The sequence below is a fragment of the Ornithinibacillus jepli genome (assembly GCF_047228935.1).
Lineage (GTDB): Bacteria > Bacillota > Bacilli > Bacillales > Amphibacillaceae > Ornithinibacillus.
Map to the genome: position 1 here is coordinate 969,870 of NZ_JBFEGG010000001.1, position 17,963 is coordinate 987,832.

Consider the following 17,963-nt stretch of genomic DNA (forward strand, 5'->3'; position numbering starts at 1 on the left):
TAATGTCTTATATAGAAGAACTGCAAAAGAGAGTCGAGCAAATAGAAAAAGGTGGAAAAGAAAAGTATCATATCGCAAATGAACAAAAAGGAAAGCTATTTGTTCGTAAACGTTTAGAGCTCTTATTTGATGACGGAATGGATATTGAAGATGCTTTTTTCGCCAATTGTATGGATGCGTCTTTACCATCGGATGGTGTCGTAACAGGTATTGGAAAAATTAATGGTCAAGATGTTTGTGTCATGGCGAATGATTCAACAGTAAAAGCAGGATCCTGGGGTAAAAGAACTGTAGAAAAAATTCTTCGTATTCAAGAAACAGCACTTACACTAGAGCTACCAATTATTTATTTAGTAGATTCAGCAGGTGCTCGAATTACCGATCAAATTGAAATGTTCCCAGGAAGAAGAGGTGCTGGAAGAATTTTTCATAATCAGATAAAGCTTTCCGGTCGTGTACCACAAATATGTTTATTATTTGGACCATCTGCTGCAGGGGGAGCTTATATTCCGGCTTTCTGTGACATCGTTGTGATGGTTGATGGAAATGCTTCCATGTATCTTGGTTCTCCAAGGATGGCAGAAAAAGTTATTGGAGAAAAGGTAACATTAGAAGAAATGGGCGGGGCAAAAATGCATTGTACTGTGTCAGGAGTCGGTGATGTATTAGTGAAAACGGAACCTGAAGCAATTACTTATGCTAGAAAATATTTAACTTACTTCCCACATAACTTTAGAAATAAACCTAAAGATTATGAGCCAATTGCTCCAAAAGAATTTGAAAAATCAATTGAAGAAATTATTCCAGAAAATCAAAATGCTCCATTTAATATGTATGATTTAATTAATAGAATCATAGATGATGCTAGCTTCTGTGAAATTAAAAAAAAATTTGCTCCAGAATTAATTACCGGACTTTCAAGAATAAATGGAAAATCGGTTGGGATTATCGCTAATCAGCCTAAAATGAAAGGTGGAGTACTTTTCCCTGATTCTGCTGATAAAGCGGCAAAGTTTATTCAGCTTTGTGATGCATTTAATATTCCGTTGCTATTCCTAATGGATGTACCAGGATTTATGATTGGTACAAAAGTAGAACGTGCTGGAATTATTCGCCATGGAGCAAAAATGCTTGCAGCAATGAGTGAAGCTACAGTACCAAAAATATCAGTTATTGTCCGAAAAGCATACGGAGCAGGCTTATATGCGATGGCAGGTCCTGCTTTCGAACCAGATTGTTGTATTGCCTTACCAACTGCTCAAATCGCTGTTATGGGGCCAGAAGCTGCTGTAAATGCTGTTTACGCGAACAAGATTGCCGAATTGCCTGAGGAAGAGCGGGCAGAGTTTATTAAGCATAAACAGGATGAATATCGGGATGATATCGATATTTATCGTCTAGCAAGTGAGCTGGTTATTGATGCTATTATTGAACCAAATAATTTAAGAGATGAATTAATGAATCGTTATCGTATCTATGAAGCAAAAAATGTAGTTTTTACCGAACGAAAGCACGGAGTTTATCCTGTATAAAAGGAGAAGATGACTCAAATAAGAATTTATTTGGGTCATTTTTTTATGGGCATTTATCTAACATCTTAGTAGTTTTTACATATAATATATAAAATCCACGGATTAATTTACCATAATTTTATTATGTAAACTAATAAATGTTACGTGATGTGTAAATCTTATTATAGAGGGGAATATTAATTGGAAAATGGATTGATTATTTTCAAGTTTAAATAAATTTAAGATGGTGAAATAATGTTAATCAGAGACTTCATGATACATGATGTAATAAGTGTAAAAGAACATACAACCATAAAAGAATTATTAGAGTTATTAGTTACACATAAAATTGGAGGAGTTCCAGTAGTTAATGAAGAAAATACATTGGTTGGTGTTATTAGTGATGGGGATGTCATTCGCTATTTGAAACCAAATAGTAGAACAGTATTTGATATGTTTGCGGTTGTTATGGTTACAGAAAAGGAAAAGCTGACAGATAAATTACAGTATGTGTTAAATAAGCCTGTGTCAAACATAATGAAAACAAAAGATATAAAAACACTTAGCCCGGAGCATGATTTGGATGATGCACTTCAAATGTTCTCACATTACCACTTTAAAAAGATTCCAGTTTTAGACCATTCACATAAGGTACTAGGCGTAATTAGTAGAGGTGATTTAATACGGCATATTACAACGGAACTAATCCAAGGTAGTAATATTAGTTAAACTGGTTATCTTGAAATTACTTAAGTTCATAAGTGTCAGATAGTTTTCGCCATAAATAATAATCCCTACTTTCCCCATTGGTAGTGGATTATTTTTATATTTTTCGAACGATTTGTAATGATAAAACCCTTGTAAAGGTGTAGTAATGATGTGAAAGATTAGGATATAATAGATTTATGAAGAAGAAATAAAGGGGTTAGTTTCGTGAGAGCAATTCAACAACAGACATCCGTATTAAATAATGATAATTTATTAGGTATCTATCATGTTATGATGCAACATGGTGATGAAGTAAATGCTCAAAAAATAATTGATCTTTATAAGAAAAAACAATCGAATGAATATATCATTGGTTTTACAGGTCATTTTTCAGCTGGGAAATCCTCGATGATCAATGCATTAATCGGTACAGATTTATTACCAAAAAGTCCAATACCTACTAGTGCAAATATCGTTAAACTCTCCTCAGGTGAGGGTGTTGCAAGAGTGTTCTTCCATAATGAGGAACCGATTGAGTATGATGAACCTTATGACTTGGATATGATTAAGGAATATTGTAAAGATAAAGACTCTATCCAAAAAATAGAGATAAGTTCAAGTCAACCAATTATTCCGGAACAGTGTTCTATTATTGACACTCCAGGAATTGATGCTGCAGATGATACTGACCGAATAATTACGGAATCTTCTTTACACCTCGTTGACGTGTTATTTTATGTAATGGATTATAACCATGTTCAATCTGAATTAAATTTAATGTTCCTAAAAAATATCCAATCTATGAATATACCATTCCATATTATTATAAACCAAATTGATAAACATAATGAGGAAGAACTAACTTTCCAATCATTTAAGAAGAGCATTAAACAAACGTTCGATCAATGGGGATTATCCCCAGAAGAAGTGTATTTTTCATCACTTTATAAGCAAGACATGGAAATTAATCAATTTGAATGTATTAAAGAAAAAGTCAATACATTATTGTTAGAGAAAAGAATACAACGAATTGACTCATCTGTTGAAAATATTATCGAATCACATAAACATTTCTTAGAAGAAAAGTATGACGAGTCCGTTCATCAAGTTTCGAATGTCGAAGGTCTAGATGAAGATTTGTTTAACAAAATAGAGAACCTACAACAAGACATGGAAACAGTAAAGCAAAAATCGATTAATCTAGAAAAGGAATTTATTGATGATCTCAATCAAACATTGAAAAATGCTTATCTTATGCCAGCAACGGTTCGAGATAAAGCGTTAAGTTTTTTAGAATCCCAACAAAAAGATTTTAAGATTGGTATTATCGGTGCAAAGAAAAAAACCGAAGAAGAACGCGAAAAGCGATTAGTTGAATTTCTTTCTTCAGTGACGGATAGCATGCATGCTAGTATTGAATGGAAATTCCGAGAAAAAGTTACAGAGCTACTTAAAAAATATTCGATTATAAATCAAGAAATAAATACTATCGTTCAGCAGTTCTCTGTTGCTATTAGCCCTGAAGATTTAGTAAACCAAGTTAAGAAAGGTGCTATTGTAAATGGTGATTACGTTCTAAATTATACAAACAATCTCGGCCATGAAATAAAAACAAAATACCGAAATACAGCGCGAAATTTATTAACAAATATTATAAAAATTATCGAGAACGAATCTAAACAAACGATAGATCAATATGAAAAAGAATTGCAAGAAAGTGAAGAACAAACAAATGCTCTCGAAAAATTGCATTCTTTAAAAGAGGTTTATAATAGACAGGTAGCTCGTATTGAAATGCAGCTACGTTCTCCGGAGTTCACGAAAGAAACTGAGGATAAAGTAAAAAAAAGTATAGAAAAAGTAACCTTTATTAAAGGTAAGACTTTGTCTAAGGTGGATTACATTACAGAACCAGAAGAAGTGGTGCCATATGTGAAGCCTTTAGAGAACGATGTTCCACAAGTACAAGAAGTAATGAAAGCAATTGAAAAAACAGTTCAGATTGTGGAGGAATTACCTGCATTTGAAACAATTATGAAAGAGTTAAATTCACGAAAACAGCGATTAGAAAATCGAGAGTTAACCATTGCCTTATTCGGTGCTTTTAGTGCGGGGAAATCATCATTTGCAAATGCGCTGATTGGGGAAGGTGTTTTACCATCGTCACCGAATCCTACAACTGCAGTAATTAACCGGATTACTCCGGTAACAGAAGAATTAGAACATGAAACCGTTGTAATTCATATGAAGGATCAAGAAACGCTTATAAAAGATTTAGGTAACATACTAAAGCATTTTACTCCTCCTAGGTTCTCTGATATTGGTAGCTTCTTAAACTGGATTAAACAAAATGATATACAACATCGTGAAGATTTGAGTAAAATGTATCAGAATTATTTACAAGCAATGATTAAAGGATATGACGAGCATAAGGAATGGATTGGGAAGTCTCGGAAAATACACTTAAGTAACTTTGCACCATATGCGACAGATGAATCTAAGGCTTGTTTTGTAGAATCTATTGATTTGTATTATGATTGCTCTATAATGAAAAGGGGCATTACTTTAGTAGATACACCAGGAGCTGACTCTGTCAATGCAAGACATACTAATGTAGCTTTTGATTATATAAAAACTGCTGATGCCATACTTTATGTAACGTATTACAACCATGCGATAACAAAAGCAGACAAAGACTTTGTCATGCAATTAGGAAGGGTTAAGGAATCTTTTCAGCTTGATAAAATGTTTTTTATCATTAATGCATCAGACTTAGCAAATGACGAAACTGAATTGCAATTAGTAAAAAATTATGTTAAAGAACAGCTGGCTAAACTAGGAATTAGAAATCCAAGAATATATCCAGTATCAAGTAAAAAGTCATTAGAAGAAAAAATAGCAATAAAACCAATTAACAAAGAGATAAGTGAATTTGAAGAGGATTTTTATACGTTTTTAGAAAATGAATTATCACAGCTAGCGATAAAATCTACCTTACATGAATTACTTCGGGTAAAACAATTATTAGATCACTTCATAAAGAAAGCAAGTTTAACCGAGGTGGAAAAGCAACATTATAAAGATGAATTATTAAATAAAAAAGAAAAGCTGTATGCAGAAGTTAGTTCTCTCGATATAAATATTTATAATGAAAGAATAAATCAAAAAATATCCAAACAATTACATTATGTAATTGAGAGAACAGGAATTCGTTTCCATGATATGTTTAAAGATAAATTTAATCCGACGACAGTAACGGAATCTGGACGGAAGGCAGTACATCAGCTACAAAAGAATACAATTGATTTACTAGACTATGTTGGTTATGAACTTCTACAGGAGGCTAGAGCCGTATCGCTGCGGATTGAGTCATATATAAAGGAACAGCATGTAGACGTAATGGATGCCTATACTCAGAAACTTCTATCTGTTGAAAGAGATTTTAGCTTACCATCTATTGAAGTAATTCAACTGGAAACACCATTATATTCTCAGCCGCTTCAGGATATAAACTTGAAGGTATTTGAAAAAGCTTATTCGTTATTTAAAGGAACAAAGGCATTCTTTGAAAAAAATGAAAAAGAAAAAATGAAAGAAGCTGTTTATCAAATTATATTACCAGAAATCCAAAGGTTTATTGAACAAACTAGTGAAAAAATGATGGAACATTACCATGATCAATGGAAATCCAATATAGAGTTAACAACAAGAAAAATTCAAAATGAGATTGAGCAATATGTTACGAATAGTTTAGAAATTCTTGAAGATGTTATTGATCTAGACCTTTTAATGAATAAGGCAAAGAATATATCTGAACTGTTGGACAGTATAAACTAAAGGACGTGTAAAGATGAAGCAATCTATACTATTAGTTGATGGAATGGCCTTACTGTTTAGAGGTTTTTTCGCAACATCGATTCGTGGGAACTTTATGAGGAATGAAAACGGGGTGCCGACCAATGGAGTCTATCAATTTGTAAGGTATTTATTAGACGCGGTAAATACGTTTCAACCTACACATGTTATTTGTTGTTGGGATATGGGTAGTAAAACATTTCGGACAACAATGTATGAGGACTATAAAGGAAATCGCTCAGCACCACCAGAGGAGTTAATTCCACAATTTGATTTAGCGAAGGAAGTAGTAAGTGCTTTTGAAATGCCAAATGTTGGTATTGAAAATTACGAAGCAGATGATTGTATTGGTACAATAGCTAAACAATTTTCAAATGAGCATGAGGTATTAATTCTCACAGGTGATCAAGACATTTTACAACTTATCGAATCAGGAATTAGTGTTGCGATTATGAGGAAAGGTCAAGGCAACTATGAAGTATTTAATGAAGAAAACTTTGTTGAAAAAAAAGGTCTTTCTCCAAGACAAATTATCGATTTAAAAGGATTAATGGGGGATTCTTCTGATAATTATCCAGGTGTTAAAGGTATTGGGGAAAAGACTGCTTTAAAGCTGTTACAAGAACATGAATCGATTGAAGGATTACTAGAAAATATGGAACAGCTACCAAAAGGAGTACAATCAAAAATAAAGGCAAATCTTGATATGCTTCATCTGTCTAGGAGTCTTGCAGAAATACGTTGTGATGTACCGATTGATATTACGCTAGAAAACGCAACTTGGAAATATAATCGTGAAAAAGTCTCTAGTAAGTTTGAGGAGCTGCAAGTAAAAAATTTGATAAAGCTTCTATCTTAATCTCGAACAAAAACCTGTATTTAAGTACAATACAGGTTTTTGCTTTTCAATCACTATTAACGGTTGTTGTTGTTATTGTTGTTATTGCGATTGTTGTTCTTATTATTGTTGTTATTGTTGTTGTTGTTATCTAAATCTTCATTTAGAAACTCATTCGCAAACTCAACGTTATCATTGTTGTTTCGATTGTTGTTATTGTTATTGTTGTTGCGATTGTTATTGTTTTTCGCCATTTTCTGACCCTCCTATATTTTTATTGTGAAATAAACATTGTTCATTTCACCTTACAAAATGTATATTTCCCCGAATATCATTTTTAATTCGTATTTTTTTAACAAAATTATCCTTTTTTAACTTTGTACATCTTACCTTTTGTATGTAATAATAATTACAAAAGTATAAAATTTTTATAAATTAGGGGAAATTATGAAGAAAAAGCATTATTACATAATTATTAGTACATTAATTACTTGTGGGTTACTAGCTTTCATCGAACACGGTTTGGAAATCAATTATTTAATTAAAACAGGACTAAAAATAATTTTGTTTTTCCTAACGATATGGTCGTATATTATTCTATTTAGCGATTTCCGATTTAAAGATCCTGTTAATCTGGAGAAAATAACCTTTAATGAATGGAAAAGAATTATTCTGCTTGGATTATCATCTGCTACAGTCGTTCTCATTGCATATCTTATATGTTTACCATTTATAGATTTGAGTGCAATAAAAAGTGATTTAACAGACCGATTAGGTATAACTACTACTACTTATATTATTGTAGGTATTTATGTTACTTTTGGAAATTCATTTTTAGAGGAATACTTTTTCAGAGGGTTTATATTCTTTAATTTACCAAAAAAGATAGGATACATGTATAGTCCTTTACTTTTTGCATCGTACCATATTCCGATGATTGCATTTTGGTTTAGTCCGACTCTTATTGCAATTTGTTTTGTTGGTTTATGGATTATTGGATTAGTATTTCATAAAGTGAACGAACGGAATCGAACTATTTGGGCTTCATGGATGATCCATATATGTGCTGATATCATGATTATATTAATTGGGTTAACTCTTTTTTATTAATTAAAAGTACCAAGAATAACCATGCATTACTATAAAGTAAAAGAAGAAAATAGAAGCAGGGGATTACAAAAAAAGTAATTTGAGGTGACATTTTTATGTTAAAACGAATTATTCCGTTGCTTCTGGCGATATTGATTACCTTTCCAATAGGAGCAAGTGCTGAAATCAAAATGTTTAAAGAACCACCTTTTGATTTTTATAAGGTTTCTAAAGGAGATACATTCTGGTTTATCGCACAACGCTATGGCTTAGACTATCGTGAATTGATGAGGTTAAATCCAAATGTGGTTCCAACGAATATGCAAGTTGGGTCTGTAATTAGACTTAGAGCAACTGCTCCAAGTCCGACTACTTTTGAAGAACAAGTAGCACAACTTGTTAATCAAGAGCGATCAAAGGCAGGGTTATCTCCATTAAAACACAGAGCTGACATAAAGGCTGTTGCAGAAAAGAAGGCAGCGGATATGATTAATTCCAACTATTTCTCTCATACAAGTCCTAATTATGGATCACCATTTGATATGATGAAGACGTTTGGCATTTCGTATCGTACAGCTGGTGAGAATATCGCAAAAGGCCAAAAAACTCCACAGGAAGTAATGAATGCTTGGATGAACTCTTCAGGACACAGAGCGAATATTTTAAATCCTAAATTCGATTCCATTGGTGTTGGATATTACAATGGTGCTTGGGTACAAATGTTTACAGGGTCCTAATCTTACAAAGGTCTAATTTAGGTTCGCCTAATTAGACCTTATATGTTTAATATGGGAGCGGAAAAAAATGATTGAGAGTCTTGTTAATGCTCTAGAAAAACATCGCAATGATGAGAATGCATATTATATGGAAAAATACATGAAGAATCGCTTTACTTTTTTAGGTATTAAAACACCTGAAAGAAGAATGGTATCCAATGCCTTTTTTAAAGAAATTGGTATTTTGAATCAACCATTTAACAATGACTTTGTGATTGAATTGTGGAGGATGGAAGAAAGAGAATATCAAAATATTGCCTTGGATTATATAGAAAAAGTACTTGGAAAAATTACTAAAGAACATATTGATTTATTTGAGTCTTTAATCACAACGAAATCTTGGTGGGACACTGTTGACATGCTCGCACAAAAACCAATAGGTAAGATTGCTATGGATTCACCACAATTTATACTAGGTAAAATAGACGACTGGGCTAGTCACCAAAACATGTGGCTAAGACGAACTGCTATTTTGTTTCAGCTCAAATACAAGAATAGGACTGACGAAGAACTTTTATATCAATACATAAAATTAAATTCTGATAGTAAAGAGTTTTTTATACAGAAGGCTATCGGCTGGGCGTTGCGTGAATATTCTAAAACTAACCCTGCCTCAGTTAAGTCATTTATACAAGAAAACAATCTTGCTAAACTCAGTATTCGAGAGGGAAGTAAATATTTATAACATTGTTATTATTTAGTGAAACGATTGGCATAAGAGCTTGCGACAAAGGAATTTGGTTTTATCTTTGGCTCTATGCCTAATGACTCCATTCTACCGACCATTTCATTGACAAAAACCTTAGTCCTATTTTTATTCGTAGCTCCTATATCAATATGACCTTCTATTGTAAAGGAAGATCCTTTGTAAATATATGGTAGGACAATATCAATGAGCTGGCTCTTTTTATCCTCAGAAAACATGGATACAACTTCTTCTGTTAAGGTTGTTTCATAAGAAATTCTCTCATGTAAAATCGTCATTTTCCTCGGTACTATTACTTTTCTAATACAAGCCCATGCACCTTTCGATTCGCATTGAATAACGATACCTGTTATAAACCTTGTATAAGTTGGGTGTATTTGAGAATCTGTTCCAAATATTAGTTTATAGCGTCCACTTGGATCCTTTTTCATAAAACGAACGATATGATGAAAGACTTCGTTAAAGGTCATGTTTTTATTTGTCAAGTTTTGAAAACTAAAATCTAACAATCTTAGATTAGGCACTATTTCAAACCTCCTAAACGTTAATTACTTATTATTTATTTTTGCGAAAGATTATCCTTCTATTCTTATGAGTTTGTAAATTATAAATTAGAAATAATTATAAAAATATAGATAAATCATCTCAGCTAATAAAATATTTGGAAGAAAAATCTGTAAATACGATATAATTTATATTTTCTCTATGTTATAGTTAAATCAAAAAATAGTTTACATATTTTAGAAAAGATTAGGCTGTTTTGTTTTATAGGAGGGTTAATGTGCGGAAGGTAAAAAGTTTAGTAGTTTTCTTTTTCTTATTTGTATTTCTAACGCCTGTAGAGGTACCAGCAGAAGATAATCTTGAAATATCCATTACATACGGTATAGAAGGTAAAGTTCAAATGGGCAAAGGCTTCCCCGTAACTGTAAAGGTATCAAATAAAGGAGATACGGTATCCGGAGATTTAGTGTTTTTTTCAAACCCAAATTATGAATCAGTTGGAAATATTGTCGTTCCTGTAGAGATTCCGAAGGGGGAAGCTACTTCTATTCAAGTTTCATTACCTGGATTTAGTGATAATTATTTCTATAGTGGGCCAAATAATCAGCGTCAATCGCTTGTTAAGTTTTATGAAAATGGATGGGAAAATGGCAAGGAAGTTGAGCTTGATGGAAATACAACAAAAAGACCATTAATTTTTCCTGAGCAACGACTTATCATTGGTGTACTAAGTGAAACACCAGATTCATTAAATTCGCTAAAGACTGCAAGATATAGAAGTCAACCAATAGAGTTTATAAATGTTTCTAAAGATGATTTAGCCTCAGAATCTAAAGGTCTAGAGGTATTTGATGTATTAATGATTAGTAATTACCAAATTTCAAATCTTTCTGATCAACAAATAGATGCATTAAGAGATTGGGTGACATCTGGTGGACATATTATGTTTGAAAGTAATCCACTACTTGAACAACATGTTGGTTTCAATGAGCTAATCTTAATCGAGGTAGAGGATCAAAAGTCATTTAGTGAATTACATTTCTTATCTAGCGAAAAAAGTGAAGATCTACCGAATTTTGATAACGTAGAAATTAGTACCGGAAAATTAAAAGAAAATGTGGAAATTGTATTTGCAGACCATTCTATTCCGATGGTAGTTAATAAAGATTATGGTTTAGGGGAAATTACCCAATTTGCTTTTAATATAGGGAGCGAGACATTGTCCAAATGGGATGGTTATTCAACTTTTTGGACAGAAGTACTTCAAAAAACAGTAGACAAGGATATGAACGGTCAACAAACTTACGCTAATGAAGAACTATCATATCGACTTGGAAATATAGTTGAGACGTACCCTTCATCTTTTATCCCAGTTAAAACGTTAGTTATTTTATTTGTTATCTATTTAATTTTGATTATTCCAGGACTTTATTTCTTTTTAAGAAAAATAGATAAGCGTGAAATTTCATGGATTATTATTCCAGTAGTTGCTATTATTTCAAGCTTAGCGATATTCATTGTTGGAGCAAAAGACCGTATTGGAGGATCCCAAATTAATAACGTTAGTATTCTATCCATTGATGATAAAGGATATGCAAGTGGGTATGGAGCATTTTCATTACTAACAAATAGTGGTGGTAACTATCCAATAACGATTAAACCTAATGAGTTTCTAGCCTTTCCTTTGTATCGTTACAATGGGTATGATAATCCTGATATCTCTGCTGTTCCGATGGTGGAAAAAGGATTAAATCAAACAAGAATTTCATTTTCTAATGTTGAATATTGGTCAATACGCTCTGCGATGGGAGAAATCAATTCGATTGAAACTGGAAAGCTAGAAGCAGATTTATGGGTAGAGAATAATAAGCTAAAAGGAACAGTTACGAATAATTTACTGTTTGATGTTGACGATGCCTATTTACTGAGTGGTTCAAAAGCATATCCGTTAGGATCAGTAAAAGCTGGTGAAACCATTAATGTAGAATCTGGAATAGATACTAAAAATGTTCAAAATATAATTGGTGCACCAAGATCTAGTGTTGCTAAATCTGCAATACCTGGTTTCTATAATCAAAACAATTATGGTGGTTTAACTGAGCCAGATAGTAGGGAGAAATTAGTCGAGTGGAAGAAGTTCGGATTACTCGATTCTATTATGTATTTTGACATACAACCGAATAGTCAAAAGAAACCTTTATTAGCTGCCTTTACGTCTGAACCAATAACTGAAATTTCATTAGAGGATAAAAATTTGAAAGAGATTCATTCCTTATCGGTTGTGACTCAAGGAGTAGATGTGGAATTACGCTCATTATCTGGTAGCGAATTTAAGCTGGACCAAAATGCTATTATTCCGGAAATCTCGATTGTTTCAGGCAGCCAAAGTTTTATCCATCATAATGGTTTATCTTATGGTGATAATTTTGTAGTCGTAGAACAAGGTGAGTATCAATTGACATATCAACTTCCAGTTGAAATGGGTCTTAACAATATTAAAATCAATACTATGAAGCTCAGACACCGTACGACAGAAGATACGAAATATAGTATTTATAATACTAATAAAGAAGATTTTGTCCCATTAGCAGATAGTCAAACTACTTTTAAAGAGGATGCTAACGATTATATTTCGGAAGATGGAAAGGTAGTCGTTAAATTTGAAAAAAGTGGAATAAGTGATTCAGAAATTACTATTCCAACTCTCGAGCTGGAAGGAGAGTATGAATAATGATAGAGACAATAAACCTTACGAAAAAATACGGTTCTTTTACTGCACTTGACTCATTGAATTTAAAAATTGAAAAAGGTACTGTATTTGGTTTTGTTGGACATAATGGTGCCGGTAAATCAACTACCTTTTCTATTTTAGCAACTTTATTAAAACCCACTTCAGGAACTGCATATATAAATGGGATTGATGTAACAAAAAATCCGAAACAAGTTCGAAAACATATTGGTTATATGCCTGATTTCTTTGGAGTATATGATCAATTCAAAACAGTTGAGTACTTAGATTTTTATGGAGCAAGCTATGGCATTCCAAAAAAAGAACGGGAAGTATTAATCTCGCAGCTTTTAGAACTGGTCAATTTGTCTCATAAAAAAAATGATTATGTAGACTTGTTATCCCGAGGGATGAAGCAAAGATTGTGTCTTGCGCGCTCATTGATTCATGACCCAGAAGTATTAATCTTGGATGAGCCTGCATCTGGTCTTGACCCAAGGGCTAGGATTGAAATGAGAGAAATTTTAAAAGAGTTGAAGAACATGGGAAAAACAATTATTATTTCATCTCATATTTTACCTGAGCTGGCAGAGATGTGTGATGAGATAGGTGTTATAACAAATGGTAAATTGGTAGCTTCTGGTTCAGTATCTTCTATCCAAAAGCAGCTTCAATCTAACAAAATCATACATGTTAAACTTTCATCTAATTTAGAAAAGGCTATACAATTTTTTGAAGATGAACCGAAAATCAGTGGGCTATCAAGACACGAAAAAGATGGGAATTCATTAGTATTTTCCTACACTGGTACCGACGATGAACAAGGAGATTTACTCAAAAAAGCTATATTAGAAGGATTGCCAATTATTAGTTTTAACGAAGAAGAAACGGATTTAGAGGATGTATTTCTAGAAATTACGAAGGGAGTAGAATTTTCTTGAAATCACTATTTATTAATCCAGTATTAAATAAAGAAATAAAGCTCCGGTTTCGTTCGTTTAAAGGATTTTTGGGCTTATTCTTTTACCTTGTAGCTTTAGGCATAATTGGGATGGGGTTTATTATCGTAAATACTGTTGTCTCCTCGTCATCTGTTTTTAGCCCTGAGCAAAGTCGAATGATGTTTATGGTGTTATCCTTTGTGCAACTGGCGTTGATACTGTTCATGACCCCGGGTTTAACTGCAGGTGTTATAAGTGGGGAACGTGAGAGACAGACGCTGAATATTTTGCTAACAACACCACAATCATCAACAAGCATTATATTAAGTAAATTATTATCATCTATTTCTTATTTACTTTTAATGATGCTTTCATCCATGCCGATTTACAGTATTGTATTTTTGTTTGGCGGTGTTTCGCCTAGTTTATTAGTATCCACTTTTAGCTTATATTTCTTAACGATGTTTACTATTGGAAGCTTAGGAGTATTATTTTCTACGTTAATTAGAAAAACCATTATTTCGTCGATTGTGACGTATGGACTTACATTATTTTTAACAGCAGGAACTGCGTTTTTAATAATCATTGTAGGGGATTTATTTTTTTATCAAAATAGTAGTTCGGTATTCCCTTATATCTTGGCAATGGTAAATCCGTTCATTATTTTAATGTCAACATATGAACCGTATATGATAGATGAAATTCAACGAACATCAGGCATAGATTTTTCTCTAGTTGCAAGTTTTGTTATCACATATTTCGTTATATCCGCACTTGCATTGTGGGTTAGTATTATCAAATTAAGGCCAAGAATGAAGGCTAAAAAAGGAACGGTAAGTAATGAATGATAACCAACAATTTTTTTCTTTATTAAAAGTTGCAAAGCGCAAATTAGTTTTTAATAACTTAATTAAGTATTTCCATTATGGTTTACTTGGTTTAGGTTTTTCTATGGTGCTATTAATGTTACTTGCAAGAATTGTTGTGATTACGCATTTAACGAATAAATTTTTTTATTTAACTCTAGTGTTTTTTCTTGTATTCATCATACTTATAGTAATTAAGCGCCCTACAAATAAACAAGCTGCAATACTTTTTGATGAATTTGTTCAAGAAGATAGGGTCCAAACAGCCCTCAATTATATTCATGATTCATCTATCATGAGTCAATTACAGCGAAGAGAAGCACTAACTAAAATGAAACAAGCATTGTCAAAATTGCAAGCTAAACGAATAAAATTGCTTTACGTGCGTCCCATTACTATCTTTGGTCTTCTATTAATTTTTACAGTTACGCTTTATTTTCTACCTAGTAACACCATGAAACTTGCATTAGATAAAGAGAAGGACCAGGAAATCGTAGAGGAATCCAAAGAGAAAATTGAGGAGTTAGCAAAAGAGGACGAATCAGAAAAAATAAAAGAATTAGAGGATCAAGCTAAGAAGATAACGAAAAGTAAGGATTTGTTGGAGCACCTTCTTAAAGAAGAAGCAAACCTTGCTCAAGAAGTTCAAAAGGCTAAACAAAATGATAATAAATTAAAAGAACTTGCGAAAGCAGTAAATGGCTTAAAAGAGCTTTCAGAAGCGTTAAATGAAAAAGATTCACAAAAGCTAAGTAGTGCATTAGACAATTTATTAGACAGAGAAATGGCTTCTTTGTCTGTCGAAGAAAAAACTGCACTTAAAAATCTTTTAGCACAGTTGGGAGAACAAAATAATCCGGATTTATCGGAATTAACCGAGGAAAAGTTAAGTGAAATGCTTGCTGTTTTAGAAGAAGAGTTAACGAATTTAATAGAAAGCTCTAATGGTTTAAACGAATTATTAGCCATTCAGCAACAAGTACAAAACTTGGCGCAAGCATTACAACAAACTATGCTTCATAACGGTTTAGCAAATTCTAATCAATTAGCTTTTGATAATTCGAGTAATTCTAATCAAAGTAGTAATTCAACATCTAGTGAACAAAATGGCTCTTCAAATCGTGAAAGTCAAGGTGGTTCCCAAGCGGATGGGAACAATAATGGACAAGGAAACGGAAATGGAGAAGGTAATGGATCTGGTTCAGGAGCTGGCAATGGTTCTAGTTCGGGAGATGGAACTGGCACAGGTACAAGTAACGGTACTGCTAGTGGAGGTTCAGGAGCTGGGTTTGGGCAAGGATCTCGTGAATTGACTATACCAGAAAGACTTGAAGGAGATGAGTCCATTGAAGATGATTTTGCAGAGCTAGGTGAGGGAGGTAGTGAATATCAAATAACCCCTGAGGGAGTAGTTATAAAAGGTAATGTTCGGTCTTATGAAGAGGTATATGGCGAATATGCAAACACTTATCGAAGTAGTGTAGATCGATTAGATTTACCTTCATATCTAGAAAATGTAGTAAAAGATTACTTTAGCGATTTAAACCCGGAAGGAGAATGAATCTTGATCGATTTAGAATCCAAAGAAAAGCAACTCGAGGAAATTACGGAAATAATATCTAATGTAAAAAAAGAAATTAGTGCCTTTATAGTCGGGCAAAATGAAGTTATAGACCAAGTACTGTGGACTATATTCTCAGGCGGCCATGCTCTATTAGAAGGGTTACCTGGACTAGGTAAGACGATGTTAGTAAAAACAATTTCTGAAGTCATGGATTTAAGTTTTTCTAGAATTCAGTTTACCCCAGACTTAATGCCATCTGATATTACAGGAACAATGCTTATTGAACCAGGTGAAGATGGAAAAAAACAGGAATTTATCTTTCATCAAGGTCCGGTATTTTCCAATATTGTTCTTGCGGATGAAATTAATCGATCTACACCGAAAACACAAAGCGCTTTACTGGAAGCAATGGGAGAAAAGACGGTTTCGATCATGGGAGAAACTAAACAACTACCTGAACCATTTTTTGTTTTAGCTACACAGAATCCACTAGACTTAGAAGGCACTTATCCACTTCCAGAAGCACAAATGGACCGCTTTTTAATGAAAATTGACGTCCAATACCCAACTAGAGATGAGTTAAAACAAATCGTTATGAATACAACCGGAATAGAATTACCACAAGTGAATAAGATAATCAACCAACAGAAAATTCAAGAGGTTCAACAGTTAGCAAAAGAAATACTTCTCTCAGAAGAAATATTAGATTTTGCAGTAAATATTATTATGGCTACACACCCTGACCAAGAACAAAGCATTGACTCTGTAAAAAAATATGTGAGATATGGCTCGGGTCCTCGTGGTTTACAAGCATTAATCCGAATTGCTAAGGTAAGAGCATTATCAAAAGGACGCTTCCATGTTTCAAAAGGAGATATTAAACAAGCCATAAAGCCAGTATTACGACATCGCCTATTCTTGAATTTTGAAGGTGAAGCAACTGGTATAACAACAGATGAACTTATTGATGAAATAGTAACAGCAACTGGAGAAATTTCATGAACGAGCCGCTTTTAACTAGTAAATTAATGTATCAACTCGATAAATTTCGATTTCAGTCACGAAATATGAAACGTGGACATCATAAAGGTGGTAGACGTTCTACTAAACAAGGTACTTCATTAGAGTTTTCAGATTATCGCATATATCAACCAGGAGATGACCTACGTCAAATCGATTGGAATGTTTTTGCTAGAACGAACAAACATTATATAAAACGGTTCCTAGATGAGAAAGAGTTACTAGTAACTGTTTATCTTGACTGTACGAAATCTATGAGTCTTATTCCGGAGAAATGGCAGTTTGCTAAAAGACTTACAGCAGCAATTGGCTACATGTCCTTAAGCGCAGATGATCGAGTTGGTATTTTTCCGATTGGATCCACTTCTCATCCTTTTGGCTATAAAAAAGGTAAAGCTTTTTCAAATAGAATCGTTCACTATGTAGATAATATCTCATCTAGTGAATCGGAATCTACATTTTCGGATTCTGTTCCATCATTCATACAACCGAAATCTAGTGTATCCATTCTTATTAGTGACTTATTAGAACCTATTGAACTACTGGAGAAAGCATTAAAGAAACTACAAGCTTATAAACAAGAGCTATATGTTATACAGCTTTTAGGTCATGAAGAAATAAATCCTCACTATCATGGGGATTTAGAATTATTAGATAGTGAAACAGGAGATAGAGTAAATGTTTCGATGAATAGAATAGTTAAAGTGAGATATGGTGAGCGTATAGCTAATCATTTGGAAACGTTAGAGAAATTTTGTCATGGGCGTGGCATTGGTTTTCTTTCATGTCAAACTAAGGATTCTCTTGAAGATGTTCTATTTAATCGAATGCCATCAAAAGGGTGGGTTTAGGTGAGG

15 protein-coding genes are annotated in these 17,963 nt (G+C 33.1%); 13 read left to right on the plus strand and 2 right to left on the minus strand.

What is annotated here, in order from left to right; genetic code table 11:
• Positions 1-2 precede the first annotated feature (2 nt).
• The 4 genes from AB1K81_RS05035 (at position 3) to AB1K81_RS05050 (ending at position 6,933) form a co-directional block, all read left to right on the plus strand.
• Positions 3-1,532 carry an acyl-CoA carboxylase subunit beta gene (locus AB1K81_RS05035; RefSeq protein ID WP_412975554.1) on the plus strand — a complete coding sequence of 510 codons (1,530 nt, stop codon included), beginning with the start codon at positions 3-5 and terminating at the stop codon, positions 1,530-1,532.
• A 234-nt stretch (positions 1,533-1,766) separates the two neighbouring features.
• Complete coding sequence (locus tag AB1K81_RS05040; RefSeq protein WP_412975555.1) at positions 1,767-2,240, plus strand: CBS domain-containing protein; 474 nt, start codon at positions 1,767-1,769, stop codon at positions 2,238-2,240.
• Between the two features lie 204 nt (positions 2,241-2,444).
• The gene (locus AB1K81_RS05045; protein ID WP_412975556.1) at positions 2,445-6,056 is read left to right on the plus strand and encodes a dynamin family protein; all 3,612 of its coding nucleotides are present in this window, start codon (positions 2,445-2,447) and stop codon (positions 6,054-6,056) included.
• A gap of 13 nt (positions 6,057-6,069) precedes the next feature.
• Positions 6,070-6,933 carry a 5'-3' exonuclease gene (locus tag AB1K81_RS05050; protein ID WP_412975557.1) on the plus strand — a complete coding sequence of 288 codons (864 nt, stop codon included), beginning with the start codon at positions 6,070-6,072 and terminating at the stop codon, positions 6,931-6,933.
• A 56-nt stretch (positions 6,934-6,989) separates the two neighbouring features.
• On the opposite strand, the gene AB1K81_RS05055 is transcribed toward AB1K81_RS05050, so the two are convergent.
• Entirely contained in the window at positions 6,990-7,166 is a 177-nt protein-coding gene (locus AB1K81_RS05055) for a hypothetical protein (protein WP_412975558.1), read from the minus strand.
• Positions 7,167-7,359: 193 nt separating this feature from the next.
• Here AB1K81_RS05055 and AB1K81_RS05060 point away from each other — a divergent pair, with 193 nt between their 5' ends.
• From AB1K81_RS05060 to AB1K81_RS05070, 3 genes are all read left to right on the plus strand, one after another.
• Positions 7,360-8,022 carry a CPBP family intramembrane glutamic endopeptidase gene (locus AB1K81_RS05060; RefSeq protein WP_412975559.1) on the plus strand — a complete coding sequence of 221 codons (663 nt, stop codon included), beginning with the start codon at positions 7,360-7,362 and terminating at the stop codon, positions 8,020-8,022.
• 95 nt (positions 8,023-8,117) lie between these two features.
• Complete coding sequence (locus AB1K81_RS05065) at positions 8,118-8,738, plus strand: CAP domain-containing protein (RefSeq protein WP_412975560.1); 621 nt, start codon at positions 8,118-8,120, stop codon at positions 8,736-8,738.
• Positions 8,739-8,805: 67 nt separating this feature from the next.
• On the plus strand, positions 8,806-9,462 hold the full coding sequence (locus AB1K81_RS05070; protein WP_412975561.1) for a DNA alkylation repair protein: 657 nt from the start codon (positions 8,806-8,808) through the stop codon (positions 9,460-9,462).
• 8 nt (positions 9,463-9,470) lie between these two features.
• On the opposite strand, the gene AB1K81_RS05075 is transcribed toward AB1K81_RS05070, so the two are convergent.
• The gene (locus AB1K81_RS05075) at positions 9,471-9,953 is read right to left on the minus strand and encodes a ribonuclease H-like YkuK family protein (RefSeq protein WP_412976118.1); all 483 of its coding nucleotides are present in this window, start codon (positions 9,951-9,953) and stop codon (positions 9,471-9,473) included.
• Between the two features lie 311 nt (positions 9,954-10,264).
• On the opposite strand from AB1K81_RS05075, the gene AB1K81_RS05080 reads away from it, so the two are divergent.
• From AB1K81_RS05080 to AB1K81_RS05105, 6 genes are read left to right on the plus strand one after another with little or no spacing between them, the layout of a single operon-like run.
• The gene (locus AB1K81_RS05080) at positions 10,265-12,718 is read left to right on the plus strand and encodes a DUF8725 domain-containing protein (RefSeq protein ID WP_412975562.1); all 2,454 of its coding nucleotides are present in this window, start codon (positions 10,265-10,267) and stop codon (positions 12,716-12,718) included.
• On the plus strand, positions 12,718-13,656 hold the full coding sequence (locus AB1K81_RS05085; RefSeq protein ID WP_412975563.1) for an ABC transporter ATP-binding protein: 939 nt from the start codon (positions 12,718-12,720) through the stop codon (positions 13,654-13,656). The genes AB1K81_RS05080 and AB1K81_RS05085 overlap by 1 nt, the downstream gene beginning before the upstream one ends.
• Positions 13,653-14,504: an ABC transporter permease gene (locus AB1K81_RS05090; RefSeq protein ID WP_412975564.1), complete on the plus strand. Its 852-nt coding sequence runs from the start codon at positions 13,653-13,655 to the stop codon at positions 14,502-14,504. The genes AB1K81_RS05085 and AB1K81_RS05090 overlap by 4 nt, the downstream gene beginning before the upstream one ends.
• Entirely contained in the window at positions 14,497-16,083 is a 1,587-nt protein-coding gene (locus AB1K81_RS05095) for a DUF8809 domain-containing protein (RefSeq protein ID WP_412975565.1), read from the plus strand. Before AB1K81_RS05090 ends, AB1K81_RS05095 begins: the two co-directional genes overlap by 8 nt.
• Before the next feature lie 3 nt (positions 16,084-16,086).
• Entirely contained in the window at positions 16,087-17,088 is a 1,002-nt protein-coding gene (locus tag AB1K81_RS05100; RefSeq protein WP_412975566.1) for an AAA family ATPase, read from the plus strand.
• Complete coding sequence (locus AB1K81_RS05105) at positions 17,085-17,957, plus strand: DUF58 domain-containing protein (protein WP_412975567.1); 873 nt, start codon at positions 17,085-17,087, stop codon at positions 17,955-17,957. Before AB1K81_RS05100 ends, AB1K81_RS05105 begins: the two co-directional genes overlap by 4 nt.
• The last annotated feature ends 6 nt before the right edge of the window (positions 17,958-17,963 follow it).